Origin of the sequence: [Actinomadura] parvosata subsp. kistnae (assembly GCF_900323885.1) — a bacterium.
In the GTDB taxonomy this organism is placed as follows: domain Bacteria; phylum Actinomycetota; class Actinomycetes; order Streptosporangiales; family Streptosporangiaceae; genus Nonomuraea; species Nonomuraea composti.
On the sequence record NZ_OOHJ01000022.1, the window covers coordinates 1883766 to 1900102 of the forward strand.

Below are 16337 nucleotides of genomic sequence, written 5' to 3' on the forward strand. Positions count from 1 at the left end.
GGGGTCGGGCGCCGGATTTGTTCTTCCGGGCGTCCCGGAGGTGCTTGCGATCCGGCGGGACAGACCGGGTCGGGGTGCACTTTGCGATCTTCGGCTGTCGATGGAGACGGCCGCCACTCTTGGGGAGGGGTTCTTCCACGCCGCCGATGGCCCTTGGCGCGTGGCTGACACCCCCCAGATTGCTGTCGCCAACCAGATGTCGATGTGATTCGAACGCGCAGATCCCCGTCGTCGCCACCTCACGTCGAGCCAACCGGGTGTGGGCCAACCGGAGGCAACGGATTCCGGGGAGACAGCCGCGCTGCTTCCGCCTCGCGACGTGAAGCATGATGCAGCGATGTGTGGCTGACAAGCACGCACCCACCAAGGGGGCATCTGGTGCGGCTATCAGCCTAACATCACCAGCGCACACGGCTATTCCCTGAAGGTCTAAAGAGGCATCAGCGTGTCTCGGGGAACTGAACGTTCGCACCAACCGGGTCGACGTCCATTAGCTGGATGTGCCAGTCATTACCCACTTCTGGCGCGATCAAATCCTGCGTATCCGAGGTCGAAAACGCAAGAACCGTGGGACCCGCTCCCGAAACGACCGCGGGCACGCCCACTGCACGGAGACGTTCTACCAGATCCGCGCTGGCCCGCATCGCAGGCGCGCGGTAGTGCTGGTGGAGGCGGTCTTCGGTGGCGGCGAGCAGGAGCCCTCGCTCCGGCCGCTGGGTCAGCGCGGCGATCAGCAACGCGGCCCTGCCGGCGTTGAAGGAGGCGTCCTTGTGGGGCACGTCCTTCGGCAGCAGCCCCCGGGCGGCCTCCGTGGACAGCCGGGTCGAAGGGACCAGGGCGACCGGACGGATGCGCTGGTCGGGAGCCAGTTTCACCATATGCGGCAGCCCGTCGTGGTCGGACCACGAAACGGTCAGCCCGCCCGCCAGGCAGGGGGCGACGTTGTCGGGATGCCCTTCCATCTCGGTGGCCAGCGCGTAGACGTCGTCGTCCGAAAGTCCTTCGGAAAGCTCGCCGGCCAGTTCGCTCTCGGCCAAAGCGCGCGCGGCGAGAATGCCCGCGCACACGGCCGCCGACGACGATCCCAGCCCCCGTGCGTGCGGGATGCGGTTGAGGCAGTGCAGGCGTATGCCTTCCGGCTGGGGAACTTTCATGCGGTCGAACGCCATGCGCATGGCCTTGACGACCAGGTGCCCCTCGCCGGTGTCCACCTCCCCCGCGCCCTCGCCCTCCACGGTGACGTGGACGCCGCGCTCCCCGGTGAGCGTGGCGCGCACCTCGTCGTGGAGGCTCAGCGCGAGCCCGAGCGCGTCGAAACCCGGCCCCAGGTTCGCCGACGTCGCGGGCACGCGAATGTCAACCGTCGTCATTCGTTCACTTTTCCCTCGTCACTCCCCGTCAGGCGAGGTTGAGCGCCGCCGCGGCGGCGTGGACGTCGATGGGGATGACCACCGGCGCCGGTGCCCCCGAAATGGCCCAGTCAGGGTCCTTCAGACCGTTGCCCGTGACCGTGCAGACGATGCGCTGCCCCGCCTCCACCATGCCCTGCGCGTGCGCCTGCAGCAAGCCCGCGACGCTGGCGGCCGACGCCAGCTCCACGAACACGCCCTCTTCCTGCGCGAGCAGCTTGTACGCGGCCGCGATCTGCCGGTCGGTCACCGCCTGGATCACGCCGCCGGAGTCGTCGCGGGCCGCGGTGGCCAGCGACCAGGAGGCGGGGTTGCCGATGCGGATGGCGGTGGCGATCGTGTGCGGGTGGGCGACCGGCGCTCCCCCGACGATCGGCGCCGCGCCGCTGGCCTGGAAGCCGAACATGCGCGGCCGCTTCGTCGACACGCCGTCCTCGGCGTACTCCTGGTAACCCATCCAGTACGCCGAGATGTTGCCGGCGTTGCCCACCGGGATGCAGTGGATGTCGGGCGCGTCGCCGAGCGCGTCGACGATCTCGAACGCCGCCGTCTTCTGCCCCTGCAGCCGGAACGGGTTGACGGAGTTGACCAGCGCGATCGGATAGCTGGACGACAGCTTGCGCGTCATCTCCAGGCAGTCGTCGAACGACCCCTCGACCTGCAGCAGCGTGGCACCGTGAACGAGCGCCTGGGCCAGCTTGCCCATGGCGATCTTCCCCCGCGGCACCAGCACGGCGCAGGTCAGCCCCGCGCGGACGGCGTAGGCGGCGGCCGACGCCGACGTGTTGCCGGTGGAGGCGCAGATGACCGCCTTGGCCCCCTCTTCGACCGCCTTGCTGATGGCCATCGTCATCCCGCGGTCCTTGAAGCTGCCCGTCGGGTTGGCCCCCTCGACCTTCAGGTAGACGTCACACCCCGTGAGGGCCGAGACGCGGTGCGCGGGCACCAGCGGCGTGCCGCCCTCGAGCAGCGTGATGACCGGCGTCTTCGCGGTGACCGGAAGACGCTCGCGGTACTCCTCGATGAGGCCACGCCACGACCTGCTCATTGATGACTCCCTACCTGCGCTGTTGGGCACCGAGTGTACGGGGTGCGCGGACCAGGCGCGGAGCCGCGTCCACGGGTCGGACTCGTCCATTGGACAGGGGCACTATTCAGGAAATGCTCAGCATCTCCCGATAAGGTCTCGGCAGGGGGTCATGACCATGAACGCGCGTCCTGCTCTGAGGCAGAACGACTATTCACCAGTGGCGGCACCGCGGCTCGGCGCCTGGTCACCCGCCCTTTCCGTGAGCGTGGTGATACCCGCGCACGGCGGGCAGGACAAGCTCGACCTGACGCTCGCCGCGCTGGCCGCGCAGACGTACCCGGCGCACCTCATGGAGGTCCTGGTCGTCGACGACGGCAGCCGGCCGCCGATCCGGCTGCCGGAGATCCGCCCGGCCGGCACCCGCCTCATCCGGGTCGAGGACGGCTGGGGCATCTCCAACGCCGTCAACACCGGCGCGAAGGCCGCCGACGGCGAGATCATCCAGCGGCTCGACTCCGACATGGTGGCCTGCCGCGAGCACATCGAGGCGCTGGCCCGCTGGCACCACGTGACCGACTACCTGGTCACGATCGGGATGAAGAAGTTCGTCGAGCCGCCGCACGTCACCCCCGAGCAGGTCTTCCGGGCGGGACACCTGGGAGAGCTGTTCGACCTCGACACCGCCGTGCCGAGCTCGACCGAGGCGACGATCGCCAAGACGGACGGGCTGCGCAAGAGCCGCAACCCGTACCACGTGTGCACGGGCCCGACCTTCGCCCTTCCCAGGGAGGTCTTCCACGCCGTGGGCGGGCTCGACCCGTCCGTGATCCGCGGCGAGGACACCGAGTTCTCCTACCGGCTGGCCATGCACGGGGTCGTCTTCGTGCCCGACATGGAGGCCCAGGCCGTGCACCTGGGGCTGCCGTCTCAGCACCGCGACCGGGAGCGGGCGGTGCGGGCCGTCGAGCCGTACCTGGCGCACCGGATCCCGCTGCGCCGGGACCTGCGCAAGGACCGGGGGCGACGGTGGCTGGTCCCGTACGTGGAGATCGTGCTCGACGTGACCGACACCAGCGAGTCGGTGGTGCGGCAGGCGGTGGCGGCGGCGCTGGATGGCAAGCTGCAGGACGTCGTGGTCACGCTCGTCGGGCCGTGGTCGCGGCTCTCACCCGAGCGGTTCGGCCTGTCCGACCCGTGCTTCGAGCTGCGGCTCATGCGCGACCTGTTCGGCAACGACGAGCGCATCCGCCTGATCGACGAGGCCGCCCCGACGCCCGCGCCGACCCCGTTCCGCTACCGGGGGCCGGTGGACGTGCCGCTGCACCGGGCCACGCTGGAGCGCATGATCGAGTCCGTCCAGAAGGACCTGACCGGCGTCCTGATCGTGGATCTGCCGGACGGGCGCACGGCGCGGCTCGAACGCACCTCGGCCCTGGGGCGGGCCTGCCTGCTCACCTCGCCCGGCGACGACCTCGACGAGGTCGTCGCGGCCACGCACGGCATCCGGCACGAGCCGCCGGACCGGTTCTGGCCCGCGCCCACGCAGCCCGAGCCGGTCACCATCCCCGCTCCACCACCCGCCGCGCCGGTGCCCCTGGCGGTAGAGCCCGCGGAGACATCGCTCCTGCGCCGCCTGAAGTCGGCCCTCCGCCCCAACTGACACCCCTGCCCCCCGGCTCACGGCCCTGCACCACCTGAAGCCGCCCCCGCCGCTCGCACCCACAGGGAGTGCGGGGCGGGGAGTTGTGTGCGCGGGGGCGTGCTCTCGCTCGGCGTGCACGCTCGCGGGCGGCGCGCCTGTCCCCCACCGCCGCGGGCCGACGGCGGACCAGCCGCCCAGACGCGCTCGCGGGTCGGCCGCGCAGGCGCGCAGGCGCGCTCGCGGGTCGCCTGCGCGGGCGGGCGCGGGTCAGCCGCGCAGGCGTTTGCGCAGGGCGCGTTTCATGGTGGTCGAGACCAGGGTGCGCAGGCCCTGCTGGGCTCGGTTGGCGGCGGCGAGCTGGCGGCGGAGGGCGCCGACCTCGCGGCGCAGCTCCACGGTGGACTTGCGCCACCGCGCGGCCTCCTCGCGCCACTTGGTGACCTGCGCCCGCAACCGTTCGGCCTCCTTGGCCAGCCGGGCGGCCTCCTCCTGCGCCTCCATCCGTGCCCGGTACGCACCCCGCCGCCCCTGCGGGACCCCGGGCTCGGTGGTGAAGCCGTAGGTCTCGCCCTCGACCCACGTGACGCCGGACACCTCGTCCACCACGTCGTCCAGGTCCTCGCCGGGGTCGGCGACGATGCGGGCCCTGGCGAAGGCGGAGGCGCGTTCGAGCCGGGCCGACACCACGCCCTCGGCGTCGGATTCGTGGAGGAGGACGTTGACGAGGCCGAGCCCGTCGTCGCGGGCCAGGTCGAGCAGCCGGGCGAGGGTGTCCTCGCCGGGGGCCCAGCCGGCGGGCAGGTGGAGCACGAAGGGGACGGCGGGGTCCACGTCGGCGGTCTCGGCCAGGCGGACCCGGCCCTCGTGCCGGTAGTGGCCGTGGACGAGCACCAGCTCCAGGTTCGGGTCGCGGAGCGGGGCGCGGGGGTCGCGGTCGAGCGTGGCCCAGGGGCCGGTGAGCAGCACCGACACGTCGGGCACGGTGCCGGCGAGCACGGCGTCCACGGTCGTGCGCACGGCGTCGTAGCCGCGCGTGCCGTCCACGACGACGGTGACGTACGGGACCTTCCACTGCCGCCCGGGATGCCCCCTGAGCCAGCGGTAGGCCGGGATGCGGTCGGCGACGAACGCGTGGCTGACCCGGTCGATGGGCTGCTTGTCGCGCATGCGCATCGTCGGCCCGAGGTGGTAGGCGCGGGCGGCGGGCTCGGGGACGAAGACGGCGCCCGCCTGCGCGAGCCGGTAGCCCATCTCGGTGTCCTGGCCGAGGATCAGCTCCTCGTCCATGGGCCCGGCGGCCTCGACGAGCCGGGCGCTGACCGAGGTGGCGCCGCCGACGTGCAGGCTGAAGGGCCGCTGCGGGTTGTCGGTGAGGCCGCCGGTGCGCTCGACCAGGTCGACGATCCAGGTGTGCGGCTCGGCCGGCTCGAAGTGTTTCTCCAGGTCGTCGGGCAGCTCGTCGGGCAGCTCGGCGGTGGTGAAGCGCAGGTAGCCGGTGACGACGAGGTACGGGGCGGCGTGGTGCCAGCGCATGTGGGCCTCGATCGCGCCGGGGGTGAGCACCACGTCGGAGTCGAGCCAGTGGATGACGTCGCCGGTGGCCCGCGCCAGGCCGGCGTTGCGGGCGGCGGCGCGGCCCGGCCGCTCGCAGCGAACAAGCTTGGCGGAGGTGCCGCCGGGCAGCCGCAGCGGCGGGGTGCTGCCGTTGTCGACGACGATGATCTCGGTCAGCTCCGCCGGGTACGTCTGCCTGGCCAGCGCCGCGAGCACCAGGTCGAGCTTGTCCTGCCCGCCGTAGGCGGGGATGACGACGCTGACCGTGAGCCGGGGCGTGAGGTGGTCGTCGGGGGCGAGCACCCGGTAGTCGTTCCCGCGCACCCTGCCGCGTACGGTCATGCGGCTTCCATCAGCAGGCTCGGGCGGAAGCCGCGCCACTGGTTCACGGCCACCTTGAGGAAGTGGGCCAGCGGGAGCTGCCAGGTGTGGTCGGCGCTGAGCCCGCGGCGCAGGACGTATCCGAGCCCGTGCGTCCGGTAGACGCGCGCGCCCGCCTTTTGCGCCGCCTTCAAGAATTCGAGATCTACCGCTCGCGGCAATCCAGGAAATCCGCCTATTTCCTGAAATTTGGCTCTCGATACCATGATCGTGCCACCGGCTACATGATCGGCCCAGACCTCGCTCGGATAACTCGCCCCGCTCGCGAACGTCGTCCGCCGCACCGTCGCCTTCAACGGCTCCAGGTAGAAGAACTCGGCCGTGGTGCCCACCACGTCGGCCGCGCTGTACGACATCGCCATGAACAGGTCGGCCAGATGGCGGGGGCCGTACCAGTCGTCGTCATCCCATTTCGCCAGATAGTCGCCGCTCGCCAGGGCCGCGGCCCGGTTCAGCACCTCGCCGAACGGCACGGCCGCGTCGGCCTCGGCCCATCGCACGGGCAGCGAGCAGGAGGCGACCGCCTCGCGTACCTGCTCGTGCCACACCCCGTGCAGGCCGAGCAGCACCTCCGCGCGGACGTCCCGCTGGCGCTCCATCTGGGCGAGGGCCTGGCCGACGAGGGCGGGCCGCTTGGTCGCCATGATGATGCTCACGTGCGGGGCGGTGACGGGGTGGGCGAGGCGGCGCAGCCGTACGCTGTGCTCCTCCCGGCGCAGGTCGGCCAGCGAGCGCGTGGTGCCGTCGGCGGCGTGGCCGAGCCAGTCGCGGTCGGTGAGCAGGGCGGCGAGGTCGTCCGGCACCCACGGCGGCGCGTGATCGGCCGTCAGCGGCACCCCGGCGGCGGCGGGCGCCATCAGCCCGTCGAGCGGCACCGGCCGGTCCGGCCACTCGATCTCCAGGCCCCGCAGCGGGCGCAGCGCGGCCACGTCGAGCGGCTGGCCGTCCACGGCCCAGCCGGTGTCGGCCCAATGCAGGCGGGCCAGCCCCTTCTCCGGCGTACGCGTGAAGCCGCAAGGGGTGACGGACATGGGTGATCCTGCTCCTTGACCGTTTCGAGAGGTGATCGGCGCCTACCTTACGCCCGTTTTACTGGCGAGTAGACGCGCATGCCAGATTCGGCAGGAGAGGTGATGCAGGTCCTGAGGCTGATGATTGGCTGGGAACCTTTGAGAACTTATGGCACGGTGGTGTCCCATGTTGATTAAGGTGTCAATACTCCCCTGATGTCCGTGAAGCCTCCGATGTCCTGCATGTTGTGACCCACGAAAGGTAAGCGCGGATGCTCTCGCCCCGCCGACTGGCGACGACCGCCGCACCCCTCGCAGCGCTGGCCCTCGGCGTGCTGGCGCTTCTCGTACTCGCCGACCTGATCACGCTCGGCGCCGCCGCGGCCGCCACGGCGTTCATGATCTCGCTGGCCGCGCTCGCCCTGCTCCTCCTCACCGTGCGCCGCATCGACGGCAAGGCGCACCGCATCGACCTGCGGATCAAGAAGCACGAGGCCGAGCTGGCCAGGACCACCGCCGCGCTGAAGACCATCGAGACCAGGCTCGACGTGCTCGTGCAGGCCGTCGAGGACTCCGCCGCGCGGCGCGCCGACGACCTCGGCGCCATCCTGGCCTCGCTCGGCGAGGACCGCGTCAACGCCATGGCCCGCGCCCGCGAGGTGGAGGAGCTGCGCGAGGAGGTCAGAGCACTGGCGAAGGGCCGCGTATGACCCGGATCAGGCACAACGACTACGGCGTGCTGCGCCCGCCCGAGCCCGGCACGTGGCGGCCCACGCTGAAGGTGTCGGTCGTCATCCCCGCCTACGCCTGCCAGGAAGCGCTCGACCGCACGGTGCCGGCGCTCGCCCGGCAGACGTACCCGGCCGAACTGGTCGAGGTGATCGTCGCCGACGACGGCAGCGAGCCGCCGCTGCACGTGCCCGGGGCGCGGGTCGTCCGGGTGGGCGACGGGTGGGGGCGCGGCGCGGCCCGGCAGGCCGGGCAGCTCGCGGCCGGCGGCGACGTGATCCACTGGCTGGACTCCGACATGATCCTCGCCGACGACCACATCGAGGCGCACATGCGCTGGCACCACCTCATCGACTACGCGGTGGTGATCGGCGAGACGAGGTTCGTGGACGCGCCGGGCGAGGAGGGCGTCCAGAGCGCGTACACCAAGAAGATCCTCGACTCCACCGACCGGCTCAGGAACGCGGGCAGCAGCCCCTACCTGCTGCACACCGGCGCCTCCACCTCCGTCCGCACGGACCTGCTGCGCGCGGCGGGCGGCGTGAACGCCGCCCTGAACATGGCCGAGGACACCGAGCTCGGCTACCGGCTGGCCCAGGCGGGCGCCGTCTTCATCCCCGACGCCGACGCCAGGGCCTGGCACCTCGGGCCCTCCACCGTGATGCTGCGCGAGAAGGAGGTGCACCGGCACAACTGGTCCTACCTGGGCGACCACCTGCCCGATCTGCGCTGGCTGCGCTCGCATCCGCGCCGCCACTGGCTGGTGCCGTACGTGCGGGTCGCGGTGAACGCCACCACGTACGAGGAGACGCGCGCCAGCGTGGACTCGGCGCTGGCCGGCACGCTCTCCGACGCGGCGGTCACCCTCGTCGGGCCCTGGGGCAAGCTGACCGGCGAGCGGCGCTCGAACCTCGACGACCCCCTCCTCGACCTGCGGCTCCTGCACAACCTGTACGCGCACGAGCCGCGCGTCGAGTTCACGGAGAGCGCACCCGGCTCGGCCGCGCCCGCGCCCTTCCTGCTCACGCTGCCCGCCGGATGGGTGCTGGGCGCCGGCACGCTCGCCGGGCTCGTCCGGCACGCCGAGCGCGACCTGCTCGGCCTGGTCAGCGTGGCGCTCGCGGAGGGCCCCGACGGGGTCGTGGCCGCCCGGCTGGAGCGCACGGCCGCGTTCGCGCGCGCCGCGCTCTTCCCCGGCGCGGCCGACGACCTGGTGGACGAGATGTTCGGGTCCGAGTGGGTCAGCGGCGCCGAGCACGGCATCGTGCCCGCCTCGGAGGCCGAGCCGCTGGGCGGGGATCCCGCCAAGTGGCGGGCGCTGGCCGGGGAGCGGCTGGCCGAGATCAGGAAGCTGAAGGCCGAGGTGGAGCGGCTGACCGCCGAGGTCGAACGGCTCAGTGAGGCACCCCGTGAGCCCGTCGAGCAGGAGCCGCGCGGGCCGCTGAACTCGATCATGCGGCATCTCAGGAGCGCCGGATGATCGAGCGGTTGCTGGCCGAGCTGCCCGATGCCCGGGTGTTCCTCGCCGGGATCGACGCCGGAGACCACGTGAGCGGCCGTGACGGCGCCGCGGACCGTCTCTTGGGCCGTGACGGCGCCGTGGACCGTCTCTCCGGCCGGGACGGGGTCGTGGACCTGGACCGGCACCTGCTGGAGCCGCCCGCCGAGCCCGAGCGCGTCCAGGACGTGCTCGTGCTCGCCAGGACGCCGGCCGACGTGCGCAGGGTCGCCACCCTGCACAAGCTGCTGCCGCAGGCCGAGCGGGTGGTCGTCGCCGTGCTCGACACGCCGCCCGCGCACCCCGCGCCCGTCCCCACGCCCACCCCCGCGCACCGGTGGCGGGCGCTCGCGGACCTGCGGGTGTACCAGCCGAAGAGCAGGGTCTGGGTGGTGGACGCGCGGTTCTCCGCCGCCACGCCCGCCGGACGTACGGTGACGGCCGTGGCCAGGGCGTTCGCCGGGCACCGCCTCGACGTGATCGCGGCCCCGGCGGCGGCGATCGCGGGCGTCGGCGCGGCCGACTGGCGGCCGGGCGATCCGAACGCGACGCCCGCCGAGGTGAGCGGGCCCGTCCCGGAGCGGGTGGGCGCCCCCGGCGGCGACGTGGTGCTGCGCACGATCACGGCGGACGCACTGACCCCCTCAGGTGACGCCGCCACGACCCCAAGGACCGGGGAGCGCGGCTGGGCCGGCGACGAGACGCCCGTCGAGCGGCCCGCGCTGGAGGCCGTGAGCTGGGAACGGCTCGGCCGGCCCGGCATGGCGGACTCCCCCCTCGCCGACCCCGACGTGCTCGCCGAGCCCTCCATGATCCCGCCCGTGGACGAACGGCTGGTCAACCCCCAGGGCTTCGTCACCACGCCGTCGCGCGGCACAGCGTCTCTGGAGGAGCGTGACGGTCGCTGGTCGGTGGTGCTGGACGGCAAGGTCGTCACCTCGTTCGCCGAGTCCGGCGGCGTCACCGACGCCGACGTGGCCAGGCTGCGCCAGATCAGGAGCGTCGAGGTGGACTGGCGGCACGCCCACAGCGGCCCGCTGGCCGCCGTGCGGGTGCTGGCCGGGCTGAGCGCCGCCGGGGTGCCGCTGGTGGCGCGGGCGGTGCCGCGCTGGGCGGGCGCGCTCGGCGACGAGCTCGTGAACCTGCTCACCCGCGCCCCCGACCTGTCGGACGACCTGCGGCGCGAGGAGCACAGCATCCGCCTGCGCCGCGCCGCGCTGCGTACCCACGGCGTGGCCGCCCGGTGGGAGCAGCTCGGCGCGCCCGCCCCCGCTCCCCCGCTCACGTCGGTGCTGCTGGCCACCCGCCGTACGGACATGGTGGCGTTCGCGCTCTGCCAGATCGCCCGCCAGCGCGGCGCCCCGCTGGAGGTGATCCTCGCCCTGCACGGCGTGCCCCAGGGGCATCCGGACGTGGCCGCCGCGATCGCCGCCTTCGACGGGCCGCTGACCGTCTTCGAGGCCGACCGGCGTGCCGTGTTCGGCGAGGTGCTGAACCTGGCCGCCGCCAGGGCCTCCGGGTCGTTCCTGCTCAAGATGGACGACGACGACTGGTACGGGCCGGACTTCCTCGCCGACCTGCTGCTCGCGCACTCCTACTCGGGGGCGCAGGTCGTCGGCACGGTGCCCGAGTTCGTCTACCTGTCCTCCATCGACGTCACCGTGCACCGGCAGCAGGTCACCGAGCAGATCACCAGCTTCGTGGCCGGCGGGACGATCCTCGTCGAGCGGTCGGCGTTCCAGGCGGTGGGCGGGTTCAGGCCGCTGCCGCGCTCGGTGGACACGCAGTTCCAGGAGGCGCTCCAGGCCGCCGGCGGGCAGATCTACCGCACGCACGGGCTCGGGTACATCCTGCGCAGAGGCCCCGCGGCCCACCACACCTGGCAGGAGCCCATCGGGACGTTCCTGCAGCGCAACCGGCGCCAGTGGCGCGGCTTCCGCCCCAACGCCCTGATGGCCCTCGACGGAAGCCCCCTCCCATGACCCCGCCGATTCCGCGCATCCCGCACAACGACTACGGCGTGCTGACCCCGCCCGCGCTCGGCGACTGGGAGCCCACCCTCACCGTCACCGTCGTCATCCCCGCCCACGACCGCCAGGAGACGCTGAACCTCACGCTCGCCGCCTTGTCGGCGCAGAGCTACCCCGAGCACCTGCTGGACGTCATCGTCGTGGACGACGGCAGCGCCACGCCGCTCCACCTGCCCGGCCTCGCCCCCGCCAGGACCAAGCTCATCTCCAGCCCGCCCGGCGGCTGGGGGCGGGCCTGGGCGGTGCAGGCGGGCATCGACACCGCGACGGGCGAGGTCGTGCTCGTGCTGGACGCCGACATGGTGCCGCACCGCCGCCACGTGGAGGCCCAGCTGCGCTGGCACCACCTCGCCCCGTACGTGGTGGCGCTGGGCTGGATCGACTTCACCGACGGCCCGCTCCCCACGCCCGAGCAGGTCGCCGACGCCCTCGCGGCGGGCACGGAGGAGCGGCTCTTCCCCCTGTCGCCGCACCGCCACGACTGGGCCGAGCAGATCATCCGCGACCACGACGGCCTGCGCACCGCACCCAGCTCCCTCGCGACCAGGATCCACGTGGGCGCCACGGTGTCGTACCCGGCGGCGCTGCTGCGCTCCGCCGGCGGCATGGACACGTCCCTGGTGCTGGCCGAGGACACCGAGCTGGGCTACCGGCTCACGCAGGCGGGCGCCGTGTACGTCCCCGACCCCGAATCGAGGGCCTGGCACGTCGGCCTGCCCACGGCCATGCGCGACCATCGCGCGCTGAAGCGGTACAACGACCCTTACGTCGCCGACCGCGTCCCGTACCGGCGCTACCTCCGTACGGACGCGGGCCGGCAGTGGCTGGTGCCCTACGTGGAGGTGACGGTCGAGGCGGCAGGTCCCTATGAGGACGTACGGGCCACGGTGGACACCCTTCTGGCCGGCTCGCTCCCCGACGTCCGGGTCACCGTCACCGGCCCCTGGGACCTGCTCACCCCCGGCCGCCGCTCCCCTCTCGCCGACCCGCATCTCGACCTGCGCCTCGTCCACGCCACCTTCGCCCACGACCCCCGCGTGCACTTCCACCAGCCCGCCACCGGCACCGCCCCGTTCCGCCTGCGGGTCCCGCCCGGCTGGGTCGTGGCGAAGGACACGGTGGAGCGCCTGGTGGCCCGCATGGAGGAGCACGACCTGGGCTCGCTCTGCGTCGCCCTGGAGGAGACGGAGGCAGGCGTCACGACCGCCCGCCTCGACCGCACCGCCGCCCTCTCCCGCGCCGCCCTGGTCGCCGCACCGGACGAGCACCTGGACGACCTCGTGGACGCCCTGTTCGGCCTGGAATGGGTGGACGGCGAAACGTGGGGCTTCAGCCGCCGCCCCGCCGTCTACCCGCCCCGCAGACGCCCGCCGTCGGAGCTGGCGGCGGCCACGGCCCGGCACGAGAAGGAGCTCGCCCTCTACCGCAAACGCGTGGCCGCCTTGAGAGCCGAGCTGGCCCAGACCCGCAGGGAGGCGGCCAAGAACGGCCGCGACGCGGCCCGCTGGCGCGAGAAGGCGGAGGCATGGCGTCGCGAGGCGGTACGGCTGACCAGGGAACGCAACCGCACGGTGCTCAGACGCGCCGTCCGCCGCGTCCGCAACCTCGCCTTCCCCACCGACTAGCCCTGCTCGTCGCCCTCCACCCGCATCACGCTGGCCACCGCACGGACGATGTCGAGCTCGCGCAGCCCCGCCATCGTCGCCGACAGGGCCGCGTCGGTGGCGCGGTGGGTGACGATGACGAGCTGGGCGTCGTCGCCGCGGCCCTCCTGGCGAACCGTCTGGATCGACACGTCGTGCTTGGCGAACAGCTCCGCCACCTGGGCCAGCACGCCGGGCTTGTCGGCGACGTCGAGGGCCACGTGGCAGCGGGTGACGGTCTCGCCCATCGGGTGCACGGCCAGGTCGGCGTACGTGGACTCCTCCGGGCCGCGGGTGCCCGCGAGGCGGTTGCGGCCGACGGCCACCAGGTCGCCGAGGACGGCCGAGGCGGTGGGGGCGCCGCCGGCGCCCTTGCCGTAGAACATGAGCTGGCCGGCCGACTCCGCCTCGACGAAGACCGCGTTGTACGCCTCGCGCACCCCCGCCAGCGGGTGGGAGCGCGGGATCATGGCCGGGTGCACGCGCACGCCGAAGGAGCGGCCGTCGTCGGAGCGGGCGCAGATGGCCAGCAGCTTGATGACGTAGCCCATGGCCTTGGCGGAGGCGACGTCGGTGGCGGTGATCTCGGTGATGCCCTCGCGGTGCACCTCGTCGGCGCGTACGCGGCTGTGGAAGGCGAGCCCGGCCAGGATGGCGGCCTTGGCGGCGGCGTCGAAGCCCTCGACGTCGGCGGTGGGGTCGGCCTCGGCGTAGCCGAGCGTCTGGGCCTCTTCGAGGGCGTCGGTGAAGGAGGCGCCCGTGGAGTCCATCTTGTCGAGGATGTAGTTGGTGGTGCCGTTGACGATGCCGAGCACGCGCTTGACGCGGTCGCCGGCCAGCGACTCGCGCAGGGGGCGCAGCAGCGGGATGGCGCCGGCCACGCTGGCCTCGAAGTAGAGGTCGCCGTTGCCGGTGCGGGCGGCCTCGTGCAGGGTGGAGCCGTCTTCGGCCAGCAGCGCCTTGTTGGCGGTGACCACCGACTTGCCCCTGGACAGGGCGGCGAGGATCAGCGAGCGGGCCGGCTCGATGCCGCCGATGACCTCGATGACGATGTCGATGTCGTCGCGGGTGACGAGCGCCTCGGCGTCGGTGGTGAGCAGGGCGGGGTCGACGTCGATGTCGCGCTTGCGGCCGAGGCGGCGCACGGCGACGCCCGCCAGCTCCAGCGGCGCGCCGACACGGGCGGCCAGGTCGTCGGCCTGCTCGTGCAGGAGCCTGATGACCTGGGAGCCGACGACCCCGCAGCCCAGCAGAGCCACTTTCAGCGGTTTCACAGCTGCCCCCTCAACAGGTCGTCTTCGGTCTCGCCCCGCACGATCACCCGCGAGGAGCCGCCGGAGACGGCGACGACGGCGGGCTTGGGCAGGTAGTTGTAGTTGCTGGCCAGCGAGCGGCAGTAGGCGCCGGTCGCGGACACGGCGATCAGGTCACCGGGGGCGAGGTCGGCGGGCAGGTGGAGGTCGCGCACGATGATGTCGCCGCTCTCGCAGTGCTTGCCGACCAGGCGGCTGAGCATGGGCTCGGCGTCGCTGGCGCGGCTGGCGAGCACGGCGGTGTACTCGGCGCCGTAGAGCGCGGTGCGCACGTTGTCGCTCATGCCGCCGTTGACGCTCACGTACGTGCGCAGCCCCTCGACGTCCTTGATCGTGCCGACCTCGTAGAGGGTGATGCCGCCGGGGCCGACGATGGTGCGGCCGGGCTCGACGGTCAGGCGGGGCACGGGCAGGCCGGCGTCGACGCACACCTTGGTGACGATCTCGCGCAGGCTGTCGGCCAGCTCCTTGATGTCGGGGGCCTCGTCGCCCTCGACGTAGGCGATGCCGTAGCCCCCGCCGAGGTCGAGCTCGGGCAGCACGACGCCGTGCTCGTCCTTGATCTGCACGAGCAGCGAGGTCAGGCGCCGCGCGGCGACCTCGAACCCGGCGGTGTCGACGATCTGGGAGCCGATGTGCGAGTGCAGCCCGACGAGCTCGAGCTGCGGCAGGGCGAGGATGCGGCGGACGGCCTCGGCCGCGGCCCCGGTGTTGAGCGACAGGCCGAACTTCTGGTCGTCGTGCGCGGTCGCGATGAACTCGTGGGTGTGGGCCTCGACGCCGGTGGTGACCCTGATCATCACCTTGGGCCGCTTGCCGTGCTGCTCGGCGAGGTAGCCGAGCCGGGCGATCTCGTCGAAGGAGTCGACCACGATGTGCCCGACGCCGGCCTCGAGCGCCTTGGTGAGCTCGGCGACGGACTTGTTGTTGCCGTGCATGGTGATGCGCTCGGCGGGGAAGCCGACGCTGAGCGCGACGGCGAGCTCGCCGCTGCTGGCGACGTCGAGGCCGAGGCCCTCGGCCTGGAGCCAGCGCACGATCTCCTTGCACAGGAACGCCTTGCCGGCGTAGTGGACTTCGGAGCCGGCGAACGCGGTGGCGTAGTCGCGCATGCGCGAGCGCACGTCGTCCTCGTCGATGACGTAGAGGGGCGTGCCGTGCTCGCGCGCGAGGTCGCGCACGTCCACGCCGCCGACCGTGAGCGTGCCATCGGTCCGGGTCGACGTTCGGGGCCAGATCGCGGGGTTGATCCGGTTGAGGTCGGCGGGCGGGAGCGGCGGGCGCTCCTGGGGCAGCATCTCAGCGTGCCGGTCCCCGGCAGGATGGGCGAATCGACTCACCCGATCGAGGCTATCGGAAGCGCAAGTACGCCATGACCCTGTGACCACGTATCGAGACGCGATCAAGCCCCAGAAGGGATATTTTTACGATTTTTCGCCGTTTAGCCGGATATTTTGTGCGACATCTCAGATCCGATCCGGCCCCGGCAGCACCTTCCGCACCGCGTCCGCCACCCGCACCCGCGCCGCGTGCACCGGCCCCGGCTCCTCGTCCCCCACCGGCACGGCGGGCGCCCGCTCGTGCGCGTCGTGATAGGCGAGCGCGAGCCGTAGCAGATAACCCTCCCACCCCGGCTCCCTGCTGACCAGCCGCCCGGGCAGCTCGGCCAGCACCCGCAGCACCCGCCGGTGCGGCGGGTCCGGCGGCGCCCCGCCGCCCGCCGGCACGCCCAGCCGCGCCGCCCACCGCAGCACGGCGCAGGCCCGCGCGTGCCCGTACCGCACGACGAAGCCGGGGTTGTCCCAGGTACGCGGGAAGTCCGGCCAGCCCGGCTCGAACGGCACCGGCGCGGGCTCCATGTCCAGGTACGGCTCGCTCAGCACGATCCGCAGGAACCCCTTCCCCCGGACCTCCACGGCCGCCACCCCGCCGAGCCCGCGCACCCGGGCGGCGAGCTCGTCAGGAGGCAGGCGGCGGCGCAGGGCGGCGGCCGAGACGTACACGACCTCGCGCTCCCACGTGCCCTCGGGCACGGGCGGCTCCCCCAGCACCCCGGCCAGCTCCCCCGGCGTCATGGGGACGACCCTAGAGCAGCGCG

General features: G+C 72.8%; 12 protein-coding genes. 5 read left to right on the forward strand and 7 right to left on the reverse strand.

Features of this window, described 5'->3' with window-relative positions; translation table 11 throughout:
• Window positions 1-440: 440 nt before the first annotated feature.
• Entirely contained in the window at window positions 441-1370 is a 930-nt protein-coding gene (gene thrB, locus KIS93_RS51315; RefSeq protein WP_080042518.1) for a homoserine kinase, read from the reverse strand.
• Between the two features lie 28 nt (window positions 1371-1398).
• Entirely contained in the window at window positions 1399-2457 is a 1059-nt protein-coding gene (gene thrC / locus KIS93_RS51320; protein WP_080042519.1) for a threonine synthase, read from the reverse strand.
• Between the two features lie 241 nt (window positions 2458-2698).
• Here thrC and KIS93_RS51325 point away from each other — a divergent pair, with 241 nt between their 5' ends.
• A complete protein-coding gene (locus tag KIS93_RS51325) occupies window positions 2699-4099 on the forward strand; it encodes a glycosyltransferase family 2 protein (RefSeq protein ID WP_230465546.1) in 1401 nt (466 codons plus the stop codon).
• 249 nt (window positions 4100-4348) lie between these two features.
• Here the strand turns inward: KIS93_RS51325 and KIS93_RS51330 are convergent, their stop codons facing one another.
• Together KIS93_RS51330 and KIS93_RS51335 are read right to left on the reverse strand one after the other, a co-directional pair.
• A complete protein-coding gene (locus KIS93_RS51330; RefSeq protein WP_080042520.1) occupies window positions 4349-5977 on the reverse strand; it encodes a glycosyltransferase family 2 protein in 1629 nt (542 codons plus the stop codon).
• Entirely contained in the window at window positions 5974-7047 is a 1074-nt protein-coding gene (locus KIS93_RS51335; protein ID WP_080042521.1) for a glycosyltransferase family 2 protein, read from the reverse strand. Before KIS93_RS51335 ends, KIS93_RS51330 begins: the two co-directional genes overlap by 4 nt.
• A gap of 251 nt (window positions 7048-7298) precedes the next feature.
• Between KIS93_RS51335 and KIS93_RS51340 the strand changes: the two genes are divergently transcribed.
• The 4 genes from KIS93_RS51340 to KIS93_RS51355 are packed head-to-tail and all read left to right on the forward strand — an operon-like array spanning window position 7299 to window position 12908.
• Window positions 7299-7736: a hypothetical protein gene (locus KIS93_RS51340; protein WP_080042522.1), complete on the forward strand. Its 438-nt coding sequence runs from the start codon at window positions 7299-7301 to the stop codon at window positions 7734-7736.
• The gene (locus KIS93_RS51345) at window positions 7733-9235 is read left to right on the forward strand and encodes a glycosyltransferase (RefSeq protein ID WP_080042523.1); all 1503 of its coding nucleotides are present in this window, start codon (window positions 7733-7735) and stop codon (window positions 9233-9235) included. Before KIS93_RS51340 ends, KIS93_RS51345 begins: the two co-directional genes overlap by 4 nt.
• Window positions 9232-11235, forward strand: coding sequence for a glycosyltransferase (locus KIS93_RS51350; protein ID WP_080042524.1), 2004 nt, complete (start codon window positions 9232-9234; stop codon window positions 11233-11235). Before KIS93_RS51345 ends, KIS93_RS51350 begins: the two co-directional genes overlap by 4 nt.
• Complete coding sequence (locus tag KIS93_RS51355; protein ID WP_080042525.1) at window positions 11232-12908, forward strand: glycosyltransferase family 2 protein; 1677 nt, start codon at window positions 11232-11234, stop codon at window positions 12906-12908. Before KIS93_RS51350 ends, KIS93_RS51355 begins: the two co-directional genes overlap by 4 nt.
• On the opposite strand, the gene KIS93_RS51360 is transcribed toward KIS93_RS51355, so the two are convergent.
• The 3 genes from KIS93_RS51360 to KIS93_RS51370 form a co-directional block, all read right to left on the reverse strand.
• On the reverse strand, window positions 12905-14200 hold the full coding sequence (locus tag KIS93_RS51360; RefSeq protein WP_080042526.1) for a homoserine dehydrogenase: 1296 nt from the start codon (window positions 14198-14200) through the stop codon (window positions 12905-12907). The two genes, KIS93_RS51355 and KIS93_RS51360, sit on opposite strands and share 4 nt — an antisense overlap.
• A complete protein-coding gene (gene lysA / locus KIS93_RS51365) occupies window positions 14197-15579 on the reverse strand; it encodes a diaminopimelate decarboxylase (protein ID WP_080042527.1) in 1383 nt (460 codons plus the stop codon). The genes KIS93_RS51360 and lysA overlap by 4 nt, the downstream gene beginning before the upstream one ends.
• A gap of 126 nt (window positions 15580-15705) precedes the next feature.
• Window positions 15706-16314 carry a DALR anticodon-binding domain-containing protein gene (locus KIS93_RS51370; protein ID WP_155128464.1) on the reverse strand — a complete coding sequence of 203 codons (609 nt, stop codon included), beginning with the start codon at window positions 16312-16314 and terminating at the stop codon, window positions 15706-15708.
• Window positions 16315-16337 lie beyond the last annotated feature (23 nt).